The following is a 17,189-nucleotide window of genomic DNA, read 5'->3' as shown; positions in this document are numbered from 1 at the left end:
AAAATGGGTCGGCATGTCCAGCCGACCCAAAATGAGCATACCGAATGACTTATCGCGTGCAAACAATGTAAACAGTAGGAGCTGTTGATTTTGAGGCGATATCTCCTACGGTGCCTAGGGTGGAATCGAAATTGCCTTTGAGGCCTTTCCAGCTATCACTCAATGCATACCAAGTGCTGATGAATCCACTTTGTGTTAACAGCGTTCTGGCTTCAACAAAGTCGCCGCCTTCCTGGGCAAATACGGCCAATTCTGCGGAACCAGCTAGATGGGCACCCATATTGTTACAAAAATCTCTCACCTCCTGAACAGGCGGTGTTACCCCAGTCGAGTCATAGGCAAGGGCAAGGTATTGATGATTGCCGGCTCTGTATACCGGAGTAATGGTCTGACTGATCGTTTTCTGAGAAGTGTTAGCCAGCAACGCTTGAACAGTGCCCTGTCTCTTATTGCTGTTCACATGCAAGCTATCAAGAGTGGCGGTCGCCGTACCTGTAGCATCAGTGAATGATTCGCTATCGATGCTACCAATATCGGTCGACCAGTTAACTTTGTAATTGGGTACCGCCTGATTTTGCGCATTTTTTACCACCACGCTAATCACTGGATTATCGCCACCAAAACCGTATACCGCGTTTTTAGAGGTTTGCATTGATGTAATCGTGGCGGTGGAGCTATCGACCACAAATTCGACTTCTGGTGCGGTAACTGGCGCGTTGGCTCCGACACTCACGCTGACAATCCCTTTGCCTGGTGCACCTGATTGCAAGGTATTATGCGATTTTCCCTCATCATCTGTGCGCTGTGTTTGCCCGTTAAGTTGGCCAAAGTTGGTGGTCCAGTTGATAAGCAGCCCTTTCACGGGATTGCCATAGCGATCTTTCACCAGTGCGGTATAGGTCGCTTTACTAGTGTTGTCCGCTGGAATTTGTCGTGCATCCACGATCAGATCACCGGCGTTAAGGCTGGCGCTACTGGTCTCCGCCGTGAACTCCACCGCCGTCGCCGCCACCGCCGTGCCGCTACCCGGCTGCGCCGTGACGATAGCTGCTCCCAAAACCGTTGAGCTTAACGTTACCGTCGCCACGCCTGAGACGTTGGTTTTACTGCTATTCTGCGCCAGGTTGCCGCGGTCGGTGCTCCAGCTCACAGATAAATTGCTCAGCGGGTTGCCATAGGCATCCTTAATCGTTGCACTGTAAGTAATTTTCTCACCGCTATTCGCGATGGCGCTGACTTTGTCCGCCGTCACACCGCCATTGGCGATTTGTGCACTGGCGGTATCTGCCGTCACCGTCACTGGCGGTGCATTCACAGCCGCGCTGCTGTTGACGCGAGCGTTAACCTGCACGGTGCCTGCTAATGTGGCGGTGAGTGAGATAGTGGCCTCACCAGCGGTATTGGTGGTAGACGTCGTACCGCTCAGCGTTCCACCGCTGGTTGCCCAAGACACAGGCAGGTTGGCTACGGGGTTGCCGTGGGCGTCTTTCACTACGGCGCGGAAGATCGCCATGTCAAGAGTGCCCGCTGTGATGCTGGTTTTGTTTACCGTTAAATCACCGTCGCTGATGCTAGCCGAAGCGGCGTCAGCCTTGAAGTCAACCACCGGCGCATTAACCGCTGCGCGGCTGTTCACCACCGCCTTTACTTGCGCGTTACCTGCAGCCGTAGACGTTAACGTTATGGTTGCCTTACCGTCCGGACCAGTCACGCTGGCCGCACTGCTCAGCGTGCCGCGATCGCTACTCCATCCAACGGTTACGCCACTCACCAGGTTACCGGCGGCATCGATGACCCGTGCCGTATAAGACACGCTGTCGCTGCCGTTAGCCAGCGCGCTAGTTTTGTTGGCGGTGAGATCACCGCTGTCCAGACGGGCCGATGCCGCGTCGGCGACGATGTTTACCCTCGGTGCATTTGCCGGGTTGCCGTTGACCGCAGCGATGATCTGCGCCGACCCTACAGTGGTACCGGTGAAAGTAACCGTGGCCTCACCGTTGACGTTGGTGACAGACGTTGCATCGCTGAGTTTGCCAAGATTGCTGGTCCAGTTGACCTGCTGATGCGCCACTGGGTTGCCGTTAGCGTCTTTAACCACCGCCGTAAAGCGTGCTGCATCCGTGCCGCTACTTACAATGGTGGTTTTATCCACGGTCAAATCGCCGCTGCCGATTCGCGCGCTGCTGGCATCGGCGGCGAAAGTCACGAGGACGGCACTTAGCGCGGGTTTGCCAACCAGCGCTGCGCTTACACCCGCCTGGCCCATTTGGGTTGAGGTCAGCGTGACCTAGGTTTTGCCGTCTGGCCCTGTCACGCTTGTTGTCTGGCTAAGTGTTCCGAGTGAGGTCTGCCAGTTTACAACTTGTGCGGGCAGCGGGTTTCCGTTTTTGTCCTTCACAGTAATGGTGTAAGTCACGAGATCGCTGCCATCGGCCACGGCACTGGTTTTATCCACAATAAAGTCGCGCGCGTCGATGGTGGCGCTAGCGGCATCGGCGGTAAAGCTGATGACGGGTGCATCCACGGCGGCCTGCGTGCCAAGCTGTGCCTGTACCTGCACATCATGCGCCGCAGTATCTTTCAAGGTGACGATGGCAATACCGTTTTTGCCACTCTGACTCTCAGCAGCACTCAATGCACCACCGTTACTGTGCCAGTTGAGCTTCACGCCCGGTACTGGATTGCCATTGGCATCCTTAATCAGCGCGCTGAAAGTGACAGAATCGCTACCATTGGCGATGGCAGTGGTTCGATCAACTGTAAGGTTACTCCTATCCAGTGCGGCGGTGGATGCGTCGGCAATGAAATTCGCCAGGGCGTTGGCGCTGCCGTTGGCGGTAGACGCGGTAACTGTAATGGTTTCTGCCGCGGTATCGGTAAAGGCGATTACCACCATGCCGTTGTCGTCGCTGATGGCCGTCAGGCTACTGCCTGCTGCGACTTGCGCGGAGCCACTCAATGCAAAGGTCACGGTCACACCCGCAACCGGGTTGCCCATAGCATCTGTCACGCGAGCTTCTGCGCGAGCAATGGCACTGCCGTTGGCCACTACATTATCCCGTGTCAGACGTAGATCGCCGTCAGCCACGGTGGCGCTACCGGTGTCGCTAATTTGTTTAATGGTCAGCGGGCTCAGTTGCAGCGTATCGATGGTGGCGCTGAGTTTAACGTCTGCTGCACGCGTACCGGCGGTTAGCGTGGCGAGGTATTCGCCATTGCCTTTTTCTGTGACAGCACTCAACACCGGCGTCTTCGCGGCAGCGGTAGCCGCATGGGTGCTGGGGCGAGCACCAACACCGGCTTTCTCCGGGGCGTTGCTCAACTCGGTAGCACTTAGCGCGATGGACGCAGCCACATCGGTCACTGGCTGCTCGTTTTCATCGCGCAGCAGGATGCTGATCTGCGACGTGGCCTTACCGTCGGCAAGCAAAGTGGCAGGCGAGGCGCTCAGCGTGCTAGTGCTGGCATTTATCGCCGGGCTACTGACGTTGACCACAGTCGAGGAAACTTTCGAACGGTTATTACGTGTGTCTATGGCCACGCCGCTCAGGGTATAGCGGTTATGGCCGCCAGCGATAAAGCGCGGTAACACGATTTGGTATTGGTTGTTACCCAGGTCCTGAATGTGACCACCCGCAGCGACGATCTCGGCGTCGTTCCAGATAATTGATGCCAGACCGTACTTGCTGATGATCTTGTAATTCAGAGTCACGGTTTTACCGCTGCGACCATTGATTTCGGTCGGCAGGCCAAGTTGAATCAGCTCCTGTTTGCGATATTCCAGCACGATATTGTTATTACGCTCAACCAGCGCCATACGGTTAGCAGCTAAAGTGCGGTTTAGATTTACGGCGCTGGGATCGAGCTGGCTACTGAGCGTCTGACCCAATTGATAGTTGAACTGGAGGCCTAATTGGGATTCGCGCTGATGACCACTGGCTTTATGGTCCAGTGTGAACGACACCAATGGCACCGGGGTATAGCTCAAACCTGCGGTGAAGGCAGCAGGGTTACTTTGGCGCCTCTCTTTGCTGAACAATGCAACTTCGTCACCGTAGTATTTTTCGTACATAAAACGCCCGCCAATCGCCGGGTAGACGGGTAGCCAGGCCTCGGCCCGAAGGTCGAACCCGTTTGCCGGGCGAGCATCGTAGTCTTCAACATCTACAGAGTTGCGCCAGCTGCTCAGGCGATAATAACCATTTCCGGAAAGCTTGAGGTAGTCGCGCCAGGCTTCGGCACCAATGCCCATTCGTTTATGACTGCGACTGATGTTCTGGTCGTAAAAGGCGTTGTAGCCAAGCATCCAGCGGCTGGTGAAGTGGCGCTGGCCGAGACCGAAGTTACCAGTAAATTGACCGTCTTTATTGCGCAGGCCTTGTTGAGCGAAAAGTAGGCGGTCCGGCGTCTGATTGAGCGGTAACAGCAGGTCAAACGAGCCAGTCTGCGGCTTAAAGTGCTCATCCGTGCCAAGCTCGACGCGTGCGGTACCCCATTGTTTTAGCCATTCTTGCGCCTGGCCTACGGCGGCGCCAGTGACCTGCTGGCTGAGATAGCCGCTTAGGTTACCGGATTGATGCGCCTCAGCCAGTCCACTGGCCTGCTGGGCAGCGCTGCTGAGTGAGGTCTCTTCGCCCGGACGGATGGCGGCTTCAACAGATAATGCCCAAAAGGGGGTGAGTGCCATGCCCACCTGGACGGCAATCTGGGTAAAGATGAGCGGTCGCATCCAGCGGGATGAGGCATCGGCGCGTGACGCTGACGAACGTGTGTTGTCCATAAAATTCTCGTGTTTTGGCTAAAAGGGGGTCATGAAGTAGGTGAGGGGGAATTCTCACGCGGGGAGAAGTTGTTAGCGCTTGAGACGGGTCTTAAACCTTTTAAGTGATTTGAAAAAAGCAAGGCAGGAATGACTTGCGAGGAACAAGATTAAAAGGGGGATAGGACGAAAATACCGCTAGATGGACAACAACACATACGCTTACGAAGCGACCTGTAGATAGGCAAGTGTGTAAAGCGCTGACTTGATGCGATATCAGTTCAGGCGTCATACTTGCCGTTTTTTTCACGCTTTACCTAAAAATTTGATGCCATTTTATCTTCGGTTTCTCTGCGTTTTTACGCGCTTTTTGGCGCCTTTATGCGCTTTTATACCAGGCGTAGAACAATATTCTGTCTGCAACCAATAATCACACCCCTCATCATTAACCCAACGCAATATAACAGTTTTATTTCTGTAATAGTTAAACCTGGCTTATAACTATTGTACAAATAAAAACCGAATTCATGCTGTTTTCCTGAAAATAAAGGGGCATCTTTGACGGTAATAGCAGAAAAAGAAGACATATCCTGGAGAAGTCACATTTTGTCTCATTCGCATAAAATGCTGTCTTAGGTGATTTTTTAGATCTTTAGATCGTTAAAATACAAATGTTAAGTTTTTTATTCTAAAAAAGGATCTTAAAAAAGATCAAAGATCTGTAAATTAACCGTTGCGCTAATTTTTTTAGGGTTATATTTCAAATTAAGCACGAATAATCAAAAAAACTTTCAATAGGTTGAAAATTGTCATTTACTTAAAGCGGTCGAAGGGCTCCAACATTACTTCGATTAATGTTTTATCTGCTGTGGAAATGAAAGTTCATTGCTTGAGCAGAGACATTTTTTATGACGATTTTTGAGGCTTAATCATGAAAAGCAAGTTCGCAGTATTGGTTGCAATTACGGCTTCTCTTGGATTTATTGGCACGACAACTGCTGCTGATGGCACGATTAATTTCACGGGTACAATTACCGATAACGCTTGCACGGTGGATACTGGCTCTGCCAACCAAACCGTGAATCTGGGCACCGTTTCGAGCAAAACCTTCACCGGAGCCGGTGTCACCGCGGCACCGACTCGCTTCAACATTAATCTGACAAGTTGTCCTGCTGCGGTAACCTCGGCCAGCGTACGTTTCGATGGCGCAACCTCTGCGGGAAATAACCAAATCCTCGCTCTGAACTCAGGGCAAACTGCCACTAATGTGGGTGTCGCGCTGTATGAGCAAGACAGTTCCACTCTCATCCCTATCGCCAGCAAATCGGCTGATCGTCCAATCACGGCAGCCGGCCCTAATGTACTGACCTACATAGCGAAATATTACGCTACGGCCACGCCAGTTACTGCGGGTACAGCAAACTCCACGGCGACCTTCACCATTGCTTACAACTAAGTAGTTTCAGAGCCGCGTCATGCGGCTCTTTCTTTCGTCACGGAGAGAGATGGATGTTTAAAAAAAGTCTTTGGCCATTGGCCATGGCACTTTTGTGCCTGTCGCCTATGGCTCAGTCTGGTGTGCAGATTGGTGGCACACGTCTGGTTTATGACGGTAAAAACAAGCTGGCCGCGATAAGTGTGACTAATCCAGACGATCGTCCCTATTTGATTCAATCCTGGGTTAGCAGTCAGGAAGAGAGTGATACCGCTGATGACACTTTCATCACCACGCCCCCGCTCTTCCGCCTTGAGCCTCATAGCCAGAATTCGGTGCGCGTTATCTACAGTGGTCACACGTTGCCAGACGATCAGGAATCCGTGCACTGGTTGAATATCAAGATTATCCCGACGGTCAATCGTCAGGCCACTAACGATCTCGTTATCACCATTAAAAACAAGATGAAGTTATTTTACCGGCCCGCAGAGTTAAGCGGCGATCCCGCATTGGCTTTTACCAGGCTCAAATTTCGCCAGCGTGAGGGCAAACTCGCCGTGTTTAATCCCACGCCTTACAGCGTTTCGCTCTACGACCTGACCGTAAACGGTTCAACCATGACCAAACCGCCGATGGTGTTGCCTTCACAGGAAATCGTTCTTGGCCAAAAAGTGCACGTTGGCAATCCGGTGAGCTGGCGAGCGATTAATGATTTCGGCGGCATTACAGCAGAACAAACATTAAAAGTGGGCACCGATTAAAGGAGAGGGCCATGTCGATGAGACAAAATATACCTTTAACGCTGAGGCCTGCTTTTCAGCGCACCTTACTTAACATGGTAATACTGGCTGCAATACCCATTAATGATGTGGCTGCAGAGGATTATTTTGATCCTGACACGGTGGAACGACACAGCGGCCAGCGTGCAAATCTGGATCTTTCCACTTTTAGTCGCAGTGGGGGTCAAGCGGCGGGCGTTTACAACGCCGACGTTTACCTGAACGACAATTTTGTTGGATCAAAAAGCATACGCTTTGAACCCGGTGCGAAGGGTCTGCAGCCCCTATTAATGAAAGCCGATTTTATGCGCTGGGGCGTGAAAGAGAATGCCACACCCGCTTTCGTGAAAATCTCACCTGCGCAGGAAGTGACGAATATCGCTGCCATCATCCCGCAGGCGCAAACCCGCTTTGATTTAAACCAGCAACGCTTAAATGTCTCCATTCCACAAGAATATGTGCGACAAAACGCACAAGGGTATGTTGGCCCAGATGAGTGGGACGATGGTGTCAACGCGCTATTTATGAATTATGGCTATTCAGGTGCCAATAACTGGAGTGATTATCGTCAGGGAAGTGATAACAACGCGTATCTCAATTTGCGTAGCGGTATCAATCTCGGGGCCTGGCGCGCGCGCAATTACACCACCTATAGCCATAGTCAGGGTGATGATAAGTGGAACAGTATTAATACCTACGTTCAGCGTGACATCAAACCCTGGAAAAGCCAGCTGGTATTGGGAGAGAGTTATACGCCATCAGAGGTATTCGATAGCTTCCCCTTTCGTGGAGCTCAGCTCTACTCAGACGACAATATGCAGCCTGAAAGCTTACGAGGATTCGCACCCGTTGTACGAGGCATTGCGCAGAGCAATGCGCAAGTTACCATTCGTCAGGACGGTAACATCATTTGGCAAGCCTATGTGCCACCCGGACCTTTCGCCATAAACGATCTTTATCCTACCTCGGCCAGTGGCGATCTTGAGGTGGTAATAAAAGAAGCGAATGGCAGCGTCCGACAGTTTGTTCAGCCATTTTCTGCGGTGCCTATCATGCAGCGTGAAGGGCGTTTCAAATATGCTTTCACGGCCGGGCAATATCGTTCAACCGGGGGATCGGCAAAAAAACCGGGCTTTATACAAGGCACAGGTATTTATGGTTTGCCTTATAGCTCAACCGTTTATGGTGGATCTATCCTGTCGGGTGATTACACGTCAGCATCGGTTGGTGTGGGGAAAGGTCTGGGGTTATTGGGTTCGATTTCGCTGGACGGGACATTCGCCAATGCCCGTTTAATGGAAGAAACTCATCGCGGTGGCTCATTTCGTTTTCAATATGCAAAAGATTTCGCAATGAGCGGCACCACTTTTACTCTGGCTGGCTACCGTTATTCCACCTCTGGTTATTACGATTTTAATGAAGCTAATGGCTATTACGCGAATACACTACCGCCGGGTTTCCGGGGTAATCCCAACAACCGCAATGAAGTTGAACAAGCCCGACGCGAATGGCGAAACTGGCGTTATAGCCATAACAGACGCAGTAAATCCCAACTCAACGTTAATCAATCGTTGGGTGATTATGGCAGTCTTTTTCTCTCCGCTTACCAGCAACAATATTGGGGCGTGACAGAAAAGGAGCGCAGTTTGACGCTGGGCTATAACTCCAGCTTCAACGCCATCAATTACTCCTTTAACTACAGCTATTCACAGACGCCGTTCTACACCAAACACGATCAAATTTTTTCGCTGGCGGTGCAGATTCCCTTTGACCGATTTTTACCCAAAAGCTGGCTGAACTTCTCGGGCAGCACCGACAATCGCGATAAAACCACTGGCGCGGTGGGGTTGTCAGGCACTGCACTGGCAGACAATAACCTGAGCTATAGCGTGCAGCAGGGTTACACCAATCAAGGGGTTGGCGCCAATGGCAATGCGTCAGTCAACTATAAAGCACGCTTTGGCGAATACCAGGCTGGCTATAACTACTCGCGGAATACCCGACAACTGAATTACGGCGCAACGGGCGGCATTGTGGTGCATCCCTATGGTGTGACTCTGAGCCAGCCGTTAGGTGACACCATGGCGTTAGTGCGCGCTGAAGACGCGGAAGCGGTTCGCGTGCTCAACCAAACCGGCGTGCTGACTGATGGCAGAGGTTATGCCGTCGTACCTAACGTAACACCTTATCGCCGCACCTCGCTTTCGCTTGATGCCAATTCGCTCGGCGATAACGTCGATCTGCTGAGTGACAGCCAAACAGTGGTGCCTACGCAGGGGGCCGTAGCATTAGCCAATTATCCCACGGTATCGGGGGCAAAAATGGTCGTCACCTTGCGTGGGCGTCAAGTGCCGTTCGGCGCACGTGCCAGCGTTGCCAACGGCGAAACCCTTTCGCATGGCATCGTTGATGACAAACAACATGTTTACCTCAGCGGCGTGCCCGCAGCGGGCGTGGTTAAGGTGAACTGGAAGGGCGGCGAATGTCAGGCTCCGTTTACGTTAGGAAAGGCTCAGTTTGGTGTCAATTCTGTGACGGCACAATGCCGCTAAAGGAAACATTTATGCGTTTATTTCTTTTATTACCGAGCATATTTTTTATTGGGTTGTACGTTAACTTTGCGCAGGCTTATACCTGTACTACCACCACAGCAGCGACAACAATTTCTCCACCTGCGATAGTGATTCAACGGGATTTACCGGTAGGATCGTTGATTGGCAGCCAGATCACCTCGGGTGCGGTGAACACGTTTAACTGTACTAACACGGCCCCCGCGTTGACTTATCAAAGTGTGGGCGTAAAAGGCACCGGTAACTATGTCACGACCATTGGAGGCAGACGAATTTACAGCACCAATATTGCGGGAATAGGCTTTGCTATCGGTGCCATCTCAGTGAACAACTGCAATAACTTTAGTGGCTGGGTTGATGGAACCGGTACGGGAGATGGTAATGCGAACAATAGGTTGCTGTGTTCGGTCAATGGCTTAATGGCGGGACAACCTCTGCGCGAGCAAGCGTTGTTACAGTTCTATAAAACGGGGCCAACCGGTTCAGGGATGGTTACCGCGCAGGAGGCCGGAGCGTTTATTTTGCGCAACAACCAGGCGCTCTGGCATTCACCGGGATCGACGATTCTTATGAATGGTTTTAGTGTCACAACGCTGGCGTGTTCAGTAAGCAATACAGCCATCGCCGTGAATATGGGCAACGTGGATAAGCGTGCGTTCAATGGGACAGGCAGTTCACCCGATGCCAGCTTTACGCGTAATTTTACCCTTCCGCTTAACTGTAATGCCGGCACCCGCATCAATGTGAAAATTGATGGAAATGCCCAAAACTCCGCCAATGGGGTATTAAATCTGACATCAGGTGCCAATACGGCAAGTGGAGTGGGCGTGCAGCTGCTGTTTAACAATGCGCCTGTGCAACTGGGCACTAATATTGTTGCCGGAACCTCGGCCAGCGCGGGGAATTATAACATTCCGCTTCAGGCGCGTTATTACCAAACGACCGCAACCATTACACCTGGCACAGCTAACAGTTCCGCGACTTTCACTCTGACCTATCAATAAATAATTTTCCCCCTGGCGGGGGAAAATTGTCAGTGATGACTCACCGATAGATCACTTCAACAGCTTTAATATGACCCGATGATTGCACGCTGACATTGCCGAGTTGAAACGGCAGCGTCTGCTGTTGCTTATTGAATCTAATCTGACGCACTTTATCGACACCATTCTGGCTACATTGCACTGCGGCATGCTGGCTATTGGTCGTCGTCGTACAGGCAGGCTCAACTATCGCACCGGTAAAAGAAACGGTACCGCCCTCAGCCAGAACGGCTTGGGCAAATAGCAAACCAGAAAATAATACGAATGCTGTTTTCATCGGTCTTCTCCTGGTGGTGGCATAAAGAAGAACGACAAGTTAGGACCAAACTTTAATTAAAAATGGCGATAGTGAAAAAATATCCCCCTTAATGCGATCGCAGGTCGCTTAGAAAGCGCTGCGCGCGCGGGTGCTGCGGCTGGGTGAAGAACTGTTCTGGTTGTGATTTCTCCAGAATCTGTCCCTGGTCCATAAACCAGATGGTATCCGCCACCTCACGGGCAAAGTTCATTTCGTGGGTCACGCACATCATCGTCATCCCTTCCTGCGCCAGACCGCGCATCACCGACAATACTTCGCCGACCATCTCCGGATCGAGCGCCGAGGTCGGTTCATCGAACAGCATCACCGGCGGCTTCATCGCCAGCGCGCGGGCAATCGCCACGCGCTGCTGCTGGCCGCCGGAAAGCTGCGCCGGATAAGCATCGGCTTTATGCGCTAAGCCCACGCGCTCCAGCAATTCACCCGCCTGACGACGCGCTTCGCTGCGCTTTACGCCCAGTACTTTCATCGGCGACATCATGATGTTCTCGGCCACCGTCACATGCGGGAACAGGTTGAAGCTCTGAAACACAAAGCCGATGCGCGTGCGCAGCTGATTGAGGCGCGTGCTGCTGCCGTGAATATCGGTGCCATCAAACACAATCTGGCCGTCATCGATCGGTTCTAAACGGTTAACGGTGCGGATCAGCGTCGATTTGCCCGAGCCGGAAGGGCCGCACACTACCACCACTTCGCCGGGATTAATCTCGGCGCTCAGGTTGGTCAGCGCCTGATACGCGCCGTACCATTTATTAACCTGATTAAACATGATCATCGGTCCCATGCGGTTTCCTTATTGCGAAGAGGTTTTAGTCAGCATCACTGCGGGCGCCATGCTGGGCGTTGGCTGCGGTGCTTGACGACGTTTCTGCGCAATGTGCGCTTCGAGTTTATTAGCCAGCCAGGTGAGGCTGAAGCAGATGAGGTAGTAGCTCAGCGCCACAATGGCGAACACCTGAAACGGTTTGGTCAGCAGCTGATTGCTCACCTGATTGGCGGCAAAGGTCAGCTCCGGCACGTTAATCACATAGCCCAGCGTACTGTCTTTGATAATCGACACCAGCTGGCTAACCAGGCTGGGCAGGGTGTTGAACAGCGCCTGCGGCAGAATCACCAGACGCAGGGTTTTCAGGTGGCTCATGCCCAGCGCGCGCGAGGCTTCGTATTGGCCGTGCGGCAGCGCCTGAATGCCGCCGCGCACGATTTCGGCGATATAGGCACTCTCATAAATCACCAGCGTACACAGCATGGTGGCGAAGCCGCTGATGTTGTGGCCGATCAGCAGCGGCACACAGAAGTAGGTCCAGAACACCACCATCATCAGCGGGATGCCGCGCAGCAGATAAACCCAGCCGGTGGCGGGCCAGCTCAGCCAGCGCCACGGCGACAGGCGCGCCAGGCCCAGCAGCACACCAATCGGAAACGCCAGCAGCACCGCCAGCACCGAGATCAGCAGCGTACAGAGCACGCCGCCAATCGGACCGTTCGGGTATTGCCCCATCAACAGCAGCATGCCGTTGTCATGCAAAATGGTGAACATCTCAAACATCGCCATTACCTCGCATAGACGCGCTGGAAGCGGCGGGCCAGCAGTGCGCCAAGGCCCATCAGCAGCAGGGAGAAGAACAGATAGCCCACGGTCGCCACGATGTAGGATTCGAAGGTACGGAACGTTTGGTTCTCAATATCGCGCGTTACATAGGTGAGATCCGCCACGCCAATCACCATCGCCAGGCTGGTGTTTTTAAACAGCAGCACCGTGTGGTTGATCATCGCGGGCATCGCATTGCGAATGCCCTGCGGCAGGATCACGCCGTGCATGGCGCGCACGTAGCTCATGCCGAGTGCGCGCGCGGCTTCGTTCTGCCCGTCGGGAATGGCGCGCAGGCCGCTGCGGATATCTTCGGAGAAGTACGCCGCCTGACACAGGCCCAGCGCGGTGAGGGAGAACAGGAACTCGGCGTTGTAGTTGTTGATCCACATCTGCAGCGCTTCCGGCAGCAGCGTGGGAATGGCGAAGTACCACATCATCAACTGGATCAGCGTTGGCACATTGCGGTGATAAGAGACATAGGCTTTGACCAGCCCAACCGCGATGCGGTTTTCAGTCAGGCGAATTACCACCAGCAGCAGCGCCAGCACCATCGCCAGCAGCCAGGCACCCAACGCCAGTTCAAGGGTGATCACCGTTCCGTCAACGATCATCTGGCCGTATTGGCCGGTTATCACACTGCTGAAATCGAGAGCCATTCTGTTACCTCATCTTCGCCTGCTACGCGCTGTGCTCGCCCGGTCGCATGGTGGAAAGACCGCCCGGCACCTGTAATGTCGGGGTGATTTCGATGTTGCCGATATTTACCGCCAGCGGTGCCGCGAGCGCGAAAGCAACGCAGTCGGCGATATCTTTGGCCTGCGGCAGTTCAAAGCCATCAATGAAGCGGCGGCGCGCCTCTTCGTGATCACCAGACACGTTGCCGAAGATATCGGTGGCGACGCGGCCCGGACAAATTTCGGTGATGCGCACGCGCGCGCCGTAGCAATCGACGCGCAGCTGGCGCGAAAGGGCATGCACGCCGGCTTTAGTGGCGTGATACACCGAGTTACCGTTGAAGTTGTAGATGGCAGCAATCGAGGTGATATTGAAGACGTGGCCACGATCGCGCGCCACCATGCCCGGCACCAGCAAACGGCACAGATGCAGCACCGCGCGCAGATTGACGTCCACCTGGGTTTCAATCACGTTCTCGTCGGCATTGAGGATCGAGCCCGGATGCGACAGGCCAGCGTTATTCACCAGAATGTCGATTTCGAGATCCTGGCATAGCGCGGTCAGCGCCTTTATGTCACTGACATCCACCGCGTGCGGAATACAGCCGGTACGATCGGCCAGCGCTGCCAGCTGCTCTTTCCGGCGCGCCACCGCGTGCACGGTGATGCCCTCCTGGCACAAGCGCTCAACAATCGCTTCGCCCATTCCCGCCGATGCGCCGGTCACCAGCGCGGTTTTGTAATCTGAAAATGGCATCTGCCTCTCCTCGTTATGGCGTCTTTTGACTGTATGCAGTTATGCCGCAAGGGCATAAGACATAAAAATTTTGAGGCAATAAGCGCCCCTTATAACCCCGCAGGGCTGCCATTCATGGCGACTGAAACATCAACACGTCCTCGCCATACTCCACCGCAGACAAATGCTCTACCGCGAACGACTGCACCGTGCCGCTATCCGGGCTGATCACCGGCACATACAGCGGGCCAACCTGCACCAGCGCCACCACCGCACCGGCCTCGATGTGCTGGCCGGGCGCGACAAAATCCTGCGGACTATGCGGATGGCGGCGCAGCAGCGTGCCGGGCATCGGTGCGACGATGCGTTGCGGGATGAGGGGGTTTTCAGCGGCGGGAAGCGTGACAGGCGCGGGCGTGGCTGGCGTGGCGGCGAAGGTCAACCGCACTGACCAGTGCTTGCCATCGAGCGCCAGGCTGTTCAGCCCGGAGGATTGCATCTTGCGCGCCAGCGCACGCAGCGTCGGCAGCGGTATTGCGGTTTTATCCATGGAATTCCCGTCAAAGCGAAACACGCCCGCCTGAGCGGGCAAAATCGTAATCTAGCGCGTTCGAAATACGGGCAGTAAGAGGGTTTCGCTTTGCGGCAATAAGCGGGACTTATCCCACCAACGTCAAAGGATGATTCTCAACGTTGCGGCGCGACATCAGCGACAGCAGGATCGATTTCACCGCTTCAGCCGGCTGTGACAGCGGCAAGTGATCCGACATGCAGAACGACAGCGACACCTGCACATCCGGATCGACGATCTTCGCCATCCACGCATCGCCGCTTTTCAGCATCGCGCGCGCGGCGGATTCCGGCATGATGGTGGTGCCGAGACCGGCGCTCAGGGCGGCATTCAGCGTGGTTTGCGACTCGATCTCGCATTTCACGCGGTACTGCAGATTGTTGTGTACGAAGGCATCGTCGAGCACTTTGCGCATGATGTTGTAGACGCGCGGCAGGAACAGATCGTATTGCGCCACCTGCGCCAGCGGGATCTCTTTCACCGGTTGCGCGAGGCTGAACGGACAGACGAAGTAGAGATCCTCTTTCATCAGCGGCATAAAGCGCAGACCGTGAATGGTGCGGTGATCGTAAATTACCGCCATATCCATGCGACCATTCATGATCAGTTCGCTCAGCGTGGTGCCGAAGTTCTCATTGAAGTAGAGCACGATGCCGGGATGTTGCTGCTGCACTTCCATCATCAGCGGTAATGCGAGGTTTTGTGCCGCGGTGCCCGGCGCTAAGCCCACTGAGACGCTGCCGCTCAGTGACGCGCCGACCAGCTCGATGGCGCTTTGTGCCTGCTCGCACTGGCGTAAAATCGCTTGCGCGTGGGAATAGAGGGTTTTCCCGGCTTCGGTCGGCGTCACGCCGCGCTTGGTACGAATGAGCAGTTGCTGATTCACTTCCCCTTCCAGCGTAGCCAGCTGCTGGCTCAGCGCGGGCTGGGCAATATGCAAAATATCGGCGGCCTGGGTCAGGCTGCCCACATCAACAATTTTAACAAAGTACTTCAGGCGACGAAGATTCATGAACGCTTCCTCCAACAGAACGCATAGCGGGTATCAAGCAAAGTTGATGCCAAATAAGCTTTCGCGAATGAACTCAGACAGGAGGGTAGAGCCACAGTGCCTCCTACGGCAGGTGCTGAGTTGGACAGTTGCCGAGACGGCGAGGGTAAAACAGCGAACTTTGCACTGGTATGGTGCGATTCACTCATTAGATTTGGCGATGATGGGAGTGAGTAAACCGACGTTGCGCGCTGTTAACCGGCACTCAAAGTAACACTCTATTAACATTGCGTCAGGCGCTGGCGCGTGACCTGCCGCGCATTTCCACATCAGGCTCGCCACCTTTATGCCGAAAGTGTGCGGTCGGTTCAGTCATCGCTTTGTGTTATATCACCACAACAAAGCACTATTAACCGCCGCTTCGGGCAAAAACCTATCCTCTGGTAAACGTCGTGTTTGCAGCTTGCTGCAAACCGTTCATGCTGACACTGAGCCAGGATTAACCCATGCCCGAGATAGCCGATCGATTAAAGAATGTGACCGTTTCTGCCTCCGTTGCCATGACCCAAAAGGCCCGCGATCTCGCGGCGCAGGGCATTGATGTGGTGGCGCTTTCTACCGGTGAACCCGATTTCCCCACGCCACCTCACGCGATTGAAGCCGCTTATGCCGCTGCGCGCGCCGGGGATACGCGCTATCCGCCCACCGACGGCACGCCGGCGCTGCGCAAAGCGATCCAGCTGAAGTTCAAACGCGATAATCAGCTCGATTACGACGTCAGCCAGATCCTCACCGCTGGCGGCGCTAAGCAGATCATTTTTAACGCGATCCTCGCGACCATCAATCCGGGCGATGAAGTGGTGATCCCGACGCCGTCGTGGATCAGCTATGCCGATATCGTCAGATTCGCTGGTGGCGTGCCGGTGGCGCTACCCTGCACGCAGGAGAACGGCTTCAAACCGCTGCCGGCCGATTTAGACGCCGCCATTACCGACAAAACCAAATGGTTGTTGCTCAACTACCCGAGCAATCCCACCGGTTCGGTGGCGAGCCAAGCGGAGCTGCACGCGCTGGGCGAGGTGCTGCTGCGCCATCCGCAGGTGTGGATCATGACCGACGATATCTATGAACACCTGATTTATGACGATGTGCATTTTTACACGCTGGCGCAGGTTGAGCCGCGCCTGGTTGACCGCGTGCTGACGGTGAACGGCGTGTCGAAAGCCTGGTCCATGACCGGCTGGCGATTGGGTTTCTGCGGCGGCCCGGCGCCGTTGATCAAAGCGATGAGCAACGTGAATACCCAGAACAGCGGCGGCGTCTGCACCTTAACGCAGGCCGCGGCGGTAGCGGTGCTGGAAGGCCCGCAGGATCTGCTGCAGGAGCGCGCGCGCATCTATCGCCAGCGCCGTGATTATGTACTGGATCGCCTGACGTCGATTGATGGCCTGCGCTGTCACAAACCGCAGGGCGCATTTTATCTGTTTGTGAATATCGCGGGCTACATCGGCAAAACCAGCGCCGGTGGCAGATTGATCTCCAATGATGCCGATTTTGTGCTGGCGCTGATTGAGGAGCAGCACGTGGTGACGGTGCAGGGCGCGGCGTACGGCATGAGTCCGTTTATCCGCTTGTCGTATGCCACGAGCATGGAGCGGTTAGAGACGGGATGCGATCGCATTGCGGCGTTTTGTGGTGGATGTGTTTAATGTCCAGGT

Annotated in this window: 14 protein-coding genes; 5 read left to right on the top strand and 9 right to left on the bottom strand. The window is 54.2% G+C overall.

Features of this window, described 5'->3' with window-relative positions; translation table 11 throughout:
• Positions 1–49: 49 nt before the first annotated feature.
• Entirely contained in the window at positions 50–2,266 is a 2,217-nt protein-coding gene (locus PZBJ_RS09855; RefSeq protein ID WP_101762321.1) for an Ig-like domain-containing protein, read from the bottom strand.
• 21 nt (positions 2,267–2,287) lie between these two features.
• Positions 2,288–4,780, bottom strand: coding sequence for an inverse autotransporter beta domain-containing protein (locus PZBJ_RS09850; RefSeq protein ID WP_101762320.1), 2,493 nt, complete (start codon positions 4,778–4,780; stop codon positions 2,288–2,290).
• A 910-nt stretch (positions 4,781–5,690) separates the two neighbouring features.
• Between PZBJ_RS09850 and PZBJ_RS09845 the strand changes: the two genes are divergently transcribed.
• The 4 genes from PZBJ_RS09845 to PZBJ_RS09830 are packed head-to-tail and all read left to right on the top strand — an operon-like array spanning position 5,691 to position 10,547.
• A complete protein-coding gene (locus PZBJ_RS09845) occupies positions 5,691–6,215 on the top strand; it encodes a fimbrial protein (protein WP_101762319.1) in 525 nt (174 codons plus the stop codon).
• Positions 6,216–6,268: 53 nt separating this feature from the next.
• Positions 6,269–6,955 carry a fimbrial biogenesis chaperone gene (locus PZBJ_RS09840; RefSeq protein WP_101762318.1) on the top strand — a complete coding sequence of 229 codons (687 nt, stop codon included), beginning with the start codon at positions 6,269–6,271 and terminating at the stop codon, positions 6,953–6,955.
• Positions 6,956–6,966: 11 nt separating this feature from the next.
• Entirely contained in the window at positions 6,967–9,525 is a 2,559-nt protein-coding gene (locus PZBJ_RS09835; protein WP_101762317.1) for a fimbria/pilus outer membrane usher protein, read from the top strand.
• Positions 9,526–9,536: 11 nt separating this feature from the next.
• Positions 9,537–10,547, top strand: coding sequence for a fimbrial protein (locus PZBJ_RS09830; protein ID WP_101762316.1), 1,011 nt, complete (start codon positions 9,537–9,539; stop codon positions 10,545–10,547).
• A gap of 40 nt (positions 10,548–10,587) precedes the next feature.
• Here PZBJ_RS09830 and PZBJ_RS09825 read toward each other — a convergent pair whose 3' ends face one another.
• The 7 genes from PZBJ_RS09825 to nac all read right to left on the bottom strand — a co-directional run bounded on the left by PZBJ_RS09825 (position 10,588) and on the right by nac (position 15,492).
• Positions 10,588–10,863, bottom strand: coding sequence for a YmdA family protein (locus tag PZBJ_RS09825; protein WP_101762315.1), 276 nt, complete (start codon positions 10,861–10,863; stop codon positions 10,588–10,590).
• 88 nt (positions 10,864–10,951) lie between these two features.
• Positions 10,952–11,689 (bottom strand): amino acid ABC transporter ATP-binding protein, encoded by a 738-nt coding sequence (locus tag PZBJ_RS09820; protein ID WP_101762314.1) that lies wholly within the window; start codon positions 11,687–11,689, stop codon positions 10,952–10,954.
• Positions 11,690–11,698: 9 nt separating this feature from the next.
• The gene (locus PZBJ_RS09815; protein WP_101762313.1) at positions 11,699–12,454 is read right to left on the bottom strand and encodes an amino acid ABC transporter permease; all 756 of its coding nucleotides are present in this window, start codon (positions 12,452–12,454) and stop codon (positions 11,699–11,701) included.
• 5 nt (positions 12,455–12,459) lie between these two features.
• Positions 12,460–13,155 (bottom strand): amino acid ABC transporter permease, encoded by a 696-nt coding sequence (locus PZBJ_RS09810; RefSeq protein ID WP_061718311.1) that lies wholly within the window; start codon positions 13,153–13,155, stop codon positions 12,460–12,462.
• 22 nt (positions 13,156–13,177) lie between these two features.
• A complete protein-coding gene (locus tag PZBJ_RS09805; RefSeq protein ID WP_101762312.1) occupies positions 13,178–13,930 on the bottom strand; it encodes an SDR family oxidoreductase in 753 nt (250 codons plus the stop codon).
• Positions 13,931–14,042: 112 nt separating this feature from the next.
• Positions 14,043–14,459: an acetyl-CoA carboxylase biotin carboxyl carrier protein gene (locus tag PZBJ_RS09800; protein WP_101762311.1), complete on the bottom strand. Its 417-nt coding sequence runs from the start codon at positions 14,457–14,459 to the stop codon at positions 14,043–14,045.
• Positions 14,460–14,568: 109 nt separating this feature from the next.
• Positions 14,569–15,492, bottom strand: a complete 924-nt coding sequence (nac, locus tag PZBJ_RS09795) for a nitrogen assimilation transcriptional regulator NAC (protein ID WP_049851333.1) — start codon at positions 15,490–15,492, stop codon at positions 14,569–14,571.
• A gap of 485 nt (positions 15,493–15,977) precedes the next feature.
• Between nac and PZBJ_RS09790 the strand changes: the two genes are divergently transcribed.
• On the top strand, positions 15,978–17,180 hold the full coding sequence (locus PZBJ_RS09790; RefSeq protein ID WP_101762310.1) for a pyridoxal phosphate-dependent aminotransferase: 1,203 nt from the start codon (positions 15,978–15,980) through the stop codon (positions 17,178–17,180).
• Positions 17,181–17,189 lie beyond the last annotated feature (9 nt).

The sequence above is a fragment of the Pantoea endophytica genome (assembly GCF_002858935.1).
GTDB lineage: Bacteria > Pseudomonadota > Gammaproteobacteria > Enterobacterales > Enterobacteriaceae > Pantoea > Pantoea leporis.
Note: the sequence above shows the minus strand (reverse complement) of the source record. Positions and strands in the feature narration are given on the sequence as shown.

Bases quoted from the DNA above. Each gene is read 5' to 3' on its own strand.
- PZBJ_RS09855 (WP_101762321.1), bottom strand. From the start codon at position 2,266: ATGGGCCAGGCGGGTGTAAGCGCAGCGCTGGTTGGCAAACCCGCGCTA.
- PZBJ_RS09850 (WP_101762320.1), bottom strand. From the start codon at position 4,780: ATGGACAACACACGTTCGTCAGCGTCACGCGCCGATGCCTCATCCCGC.
- PZBJ_RS09845 (WP_101762319.1), top strand. From the start codon at position 5,691: ATGAAAAGCAAGTTCGCAGTATTGGTTGCAATTACGGCTTCTCTTGGA.
- PZBJ_RS09840 (WP_101762318.1), top strand. From the start codon at position 6,269: ATGTTTAAAAAAAGTCTTTGGCCATTGGCCATGGCACTTTTGTGCCTG.
- PZBJ_RS09835 (WP_101762317.1), top strand. From the start codon at position 6,967: ATGTCGATGAGACAAAATATACCTTTAACGCTGAGGCCTGCTTTTCAG.
- PZBJ_RS09830 (WP_101762316.1), top strand. From the start codon at position 9,537: ATGCGTTTATTTCTTTTATTACCGAGCATATTTTTTATTGGGTTGTAC.
- PZBJ_RS09825 (WP_101762315.1), bottom strand. From the start codon at position 10,863: ATGAAAACAGCATTCGTATTATTTTCTGGTTTGCTATTTGCCCAAGCC.
- PZBJ_RS09820 (WP_101762314.1), bottom strand. From the start codon at position 11,689: ATGGGACCGATGATCATGTTTAATCAGGTTAATAAATGGTACGGCGCG.
- PZBJ_RS09815 (WP_101762313.1), bottom strand. From the start codon at position 12,454: ATGTTTGAGATGTTCACCATTTTGCATGACAACGGCATGCTGCTGTTG.
- PZBJ_RS09810 (WP_061718311.1), bottom strand. From the start codon at position 13,155: ATGGCTCTCGATTTCAGCAGTGTGATAACCGGCCAATACGGCCAGATG.
- PZBJ_RS09805 (WP_101762312.1), bottom strand. From the start codon at position 13,930: ATGCCATTTTCAGATTACAAAACCGCGCTGGTGACCGGCGCATCGGCG.
- PZBJ_RS09800 (WP_101762311.1), bottom strand. From the start codon at position 14,459: ATGGATAAAACCGCAATACCGCTGCCGACGCTGCGTGCGCTGGCGCGC.
- nac (WP_049851333.1), bottom strand. From the start codon at position 15,492: ATGAATCTTCGTCGCCTGAAGTACTTTGTTAAAATTGTTGATGTGGGC.
- PZBJ_RS09790 (WP_101762310.1), top strand. From the start codon at position 15,978: ATGCCCGAGATAGCCGATCGATTAAAGAATGTGACCGTTTCTGCCTCC.